At 71.2% G+C, this 4,168-nt stretch carries 2 protein-coding genes; one reads left to right on the forward strand and one right to left on the reverse strand.

Annotated features, from left to right (window positions below; translation table 11 throughout):
- Positions 1-2,333, reverse strand: a 2,333-nt coding sequence (locus ACRDTB_RS37455; RefSeq protein ID WP_431437007.1) for an ATP-binding protein, incomplete at its 3' end; no start/stop codon positions are given.
- A 108-nt stretch (positions 2,334-2,441) separates the two neighbouring features.
- On the opposite strand from ACRDTB_RS37455, the gene ACRDTB_RS37460 reads away from it, so the two are divergent.
- Entirely contained in the window at positions 2,442-3,086 is a 645-nt protein-coding gene (locus tag ACRDTB_RS37460; protein ID WP_431437008.1) for a cutinase family protein, read from the forward strand.
- Positions 3,087-4,168 lie beyond the last annotated feature (1,082 nt).

The following is a 4,168-nucleotide window of genomic DNA, read 5'->3' on the forward strand; positions in this document are numbered from 1 at the left end:
GCCGCCGACCGCTGCCACCGGCCGGCGGCGAGGTCGGCGCGGCCCGCGGCGAGTAGGGCGTGCCCGATCCCTTCGAGCGCCCTGGCTTCCTCGTAGCGATCGCCGATCGTCCTGGCGACCTCGAGCGCGGCCTCGTGGTCGGCGCGGGCTCGGTCGATGGTGCCCAGGGCGAGGTGTGCGCTGCCCCGGTGGTTGAGCAACTCGATCGCGATGCCGCGGGCGCCGATCTCGTCGACGAGGGCCAGTGCCTGCTCGTAGCGGACGATCGCGTCGGCGGGTCGTCCGGCCAGACCGCGGATCTCGCCGAGGTTGCCCAGGGATCGCGCCGCACCGCCGAGGTCGCCGAGCGCGCGGAACGCGGTGAGTGCCCGCCGGCACTCGCGCACCGCCTGCGCGTAGTTGCCCAGCCGGGTGTGCACGACGCCGAGGTTGTTGCGCAGGATGGCCTTTCCCTGCCGGGTGCCGAGCTCGTCGGCGAGCGCGAGCGCTCGTGTGTAGTGATCCATCGCCTCGTGGAACCGGCCGAGCCGCTCGTGGAGGTTGCCGAGGTTGTTCAGCGCCGCGGCCTCGCCGTGCCGGTCGCCGCACTCCCGGCAGACGGCGATCGCCGCACGGTGCGCCTTTCCCGCGTCCTCGTGGCGGCCCAGGCGCAGGTAGGCGACGCCCAGGCTGTGCAGCGCCTCGGCCTCCGCGGCCAGGTCGCCGGCCTGCCTGCTGGCCTCGAGGGCGTGCCCCAGGACGGTGAGCGCGTCGCTGTGCCGTCCCCCTTCGTCCAGGTGTCGCCGCAGGACGGTCGTCAGCCGGGCGGTGGGTTCGGGCCAGCCGCGCCGGGCGGAGTCGGCGACGACCGCGAGCAGGTTGTGCCACTCCGCGTCCAGCCACGCCCGAGCGGCGCCGAGCTGCTCCGCGGCGGGTTCGGCCACCGGGCCGGAGTTCGGCTCGTCCGGGTGCAGCACGTCCATGGCCCACGTGGCGCGCTCGATGACGTGGTCGACGAGCCGGCCGACGGCGGCCTCCCGGATCTCGGCGGGCAGCTCGCTCGCGCGGTCCCCGGCGTACTGGCGGACCAGGTCGTGCATGCCGAACCGGCCCGCACCCGACCGCTGGACCAGGTGCGCCCGGACCAGCCGGTCGACCCGCCGGCTCGCCGCGCGGGTGTCGGTGTCGAGCAGCGCCGCGATCCCGGCGGTGTCGAGCTCGCGGACGGGATGCGAGCCGAGCAGCGCGAAGTCCGTCGCCGTCGCCGCGGGCAGGTGCCGCAGGGACCAGGAGAACACCGTGCCGATGGCCGTGGTCCGGTCGCCGACGTCCAGCAGGTCGAGTCCCTGGCCGGACAGCTCGGCCACCAGGTCGTCCAGCGGCCGGGCGTGGTGGATGGCCTGCGCGGCCACCACGCGCAGCGCGAGCGGCAGCCCGTCGCACCGGTCGACGAGGCGCCGGGCCGCGTCCTCGGCGTCGTCGACCTTGCTGCCGAGGTGGGCGCGCAGCAGCGCCATGCCCTCCACGACCGGCAACGGACGCAGACCGATGTGATGAGCGCCCGGATCGATCTGCAGTCCCGCCAGGTCCGCGCGGCTGGTGATCACCACGAAGCAGGTCGGGCTGCCGGGCAGCAGCAGCCGGGTCTGGTCGGCGTCGAGCGCGTTGTCCAGCAGGATCAGCACCCGCCGGCCGGTGAGCAGGCTGCGCAACCGCGCGGCGCGCTCGTGCGGGTCGTCGGGGATCTCGCCGCCGTCGACGCCGAGGCCGCGCAGAAACCCGGCGAGCACGTCGGCCGGATCGCGCGGGTCGGCCGGAGAGTAGCCGTGCAGATCGCTGTACAGGCAGCCGTCCGGGAACTCGTGGGTGACACGGTGGCACCAGCGCACGGCCAGGGCTGTCTTCCCGACGCCGGCCGGACCGGACACCGACGCGATCCGCGCGGGCGCGCCGGACCCGGCATCGCCGGAAAGGACGGCGTCCAGCTCGTCCAGCTCCGCAGCCCGGCCGGTGAAACCCGCGGTGTCGGCCGGAAGCTCGTGGGGCACCTGCCGCGGCTGGCTCGCCGCGCGGCGGCGGTGCAACGCATCGCGGGCAAGCGAGAGCCGGCGATGCTCGCTGGCCGGCGCACCGAGTTCACCGAGCAGGTCGTCGAGCACGTCGCTCGGTGGCACGGTCGTGCCCGCCAGGTAGGCGTAGAGGGTGCTCTGCGAGAGGTTGAGCCGCCTGGCGAGCGCGGCGACCTTGACCGGCCCACCGGGACGCCGGCGCACCAGGTACTTCAGCGCCCGGCCGAGCTCGGCGGCGGTGGTGATCGTGTCGGCGCCGTCGCGAGCGGTTGGCTCCCCGGGCATCACACCCCCGCAGAATTCCAGACTTTCCAGGCTTCTCCACGATTCGCGACTCGGCCGAACCGTACCTGATTGCCTACGCACTGGAGCCATGACACAAGGAGGTCCGAGATGAGACGGCTAGCGGCAATGCTGGTGGCGGTCGTGCTGTCCGCGGGAGTCTTCGCCGTCGTCGGCGCGCCGACGGCGCAGGCGGCACCGTGCGGCGGCACGTACACGATCGTGGTCGGCGGGTTCAACGACCCTACGTCGAGCGTCTTCACCGGCGACGTCAGCCAGCGGGTCGGGTACTCGGCGCAGCTGAATGGGGCGAGCGCGCGGGAGGGCGTGAACGAGCTGAACCGGCTGATCCGTGACCAGCGCGCGTTGTGCCCCACCCAGCACGCCAAGGCGATCGGCTTCTCGGAAGGCGCCGCGGTGGTGCACACCTGGGTCAGTGAGAACTGGCAGACCTTCGACAATGTGAACGCCGTGCTGATCGCCGACCCGAAGCGAGCCGCGAATCCCGGCGCCGCCGGCCTCGCCGGCCAGTGGTACGCCGGCGTGGTCGGTCCGCCGCTCGCCGGCGCGGACAACTCCTTCGGCGACATCCCGACGGTGACGATCTGCACCGACGACGTCATCTGTGACAGCACCGCCGCGTCGGGCTGGCTGGGTTATCCCCGCAACCACCTGAACTACGACTTCAACGTGGACGTCTACTCCGACGACGCGCATGGTCAGTGGTTCAACGGAGAGTTCCTGCCCTGGAACTGATCCGGCAAACCGGTGCCGGGAGCCCCGCCCCAGGCTCCCGGCACCGTCTCCATCGGACTGTGGTGTACCACCGGTGGCGGGAACGCCGCCAGATCGCGCTGCCGGACAAAAGCGCGACAATCCCGGTAGCCCGTTACGGAATTCTTCCCGTGAATACCGAGAATCGCGCACCCGGAATCCGCGAGAATTGGCCCGGTCGCTGTCACTGCGTGTGATGCAGGGCGCCCCGTTCGGCGGGCGCCGACCGGCGAATGCGATGACACCTCGAGGCGAATTGTCCGATCCGCACGGTGCGTGCCCGACCCGCGAGCGGTCCTCGGCCGCTCGCGCACGCGCGCGCTGAGGCGCTTGCCGAGCAGGCCGCCATAGTCCTTTCTTGCCAAGCGATTCGTCCGTCCGGCCGTATCACGACCGGCGCGGCCACCCATGGTTGCTGACGTTGTGCTATCGGTCAATTACATAAAGCTCCGTCGATTCTGCTGCTTCTCAGGGCGTGGGAATTGACGTACAGTCCACCGCTGTCGGGCTGAGAGGCATAACGGCCGGTACGTCACGGCTGGTATGGGCTGTGAATTTGTGGGGGCTACGTGCTCGCGGGAATGAAGGCGGAGTTCGCTTCCGAGGTCAGGCCGGAATGGGTTGACGACGGCCTGCCGGCCGGCCCGGACAAAACCGTCCCATTGCACTCGCGGACTGGTCCGATCGCTCGGTCGGTACTGCGCCAACTGGTCGCAGAGCGCCGCGCTGTCCGCGTCACCTGACGACGCGCTCGTGCGGTGTACCGCCGACGGCCGGCCCGACTAGGCCGACCCGGACTACTGCCCGATCCTGTGGCGAGACTGAGCTTCCCCGCACCTGCGACCAACCGACACCAAAGACGAGCAAGGAGAACGGCCAGTGTCCAGGCACCTGATCGCGATCAAGAACCAGAGCAACGGGTGACGACGGACGTGGAGTCCGCATCGATGAGTAGCGTTTTCGCGCGGCGCAAGCTGCTGGGTATTTTGTCGGGTAGTTGGGTTGCGCAGGCGTGTTATGTGGTGGCGAGGTTGGGGGTTCCGGATGCGTTGGCTGCGGGTCCG

Source organism: Actinophytocola sp., assembly GCF_050699935.1.
Taxonomy (GTDB): domain Bacteria; phylum Actinomycetota; class Actinomycetes; order Mycobacteriales; family Pseudonocardiaceae; genus Actinophytocola.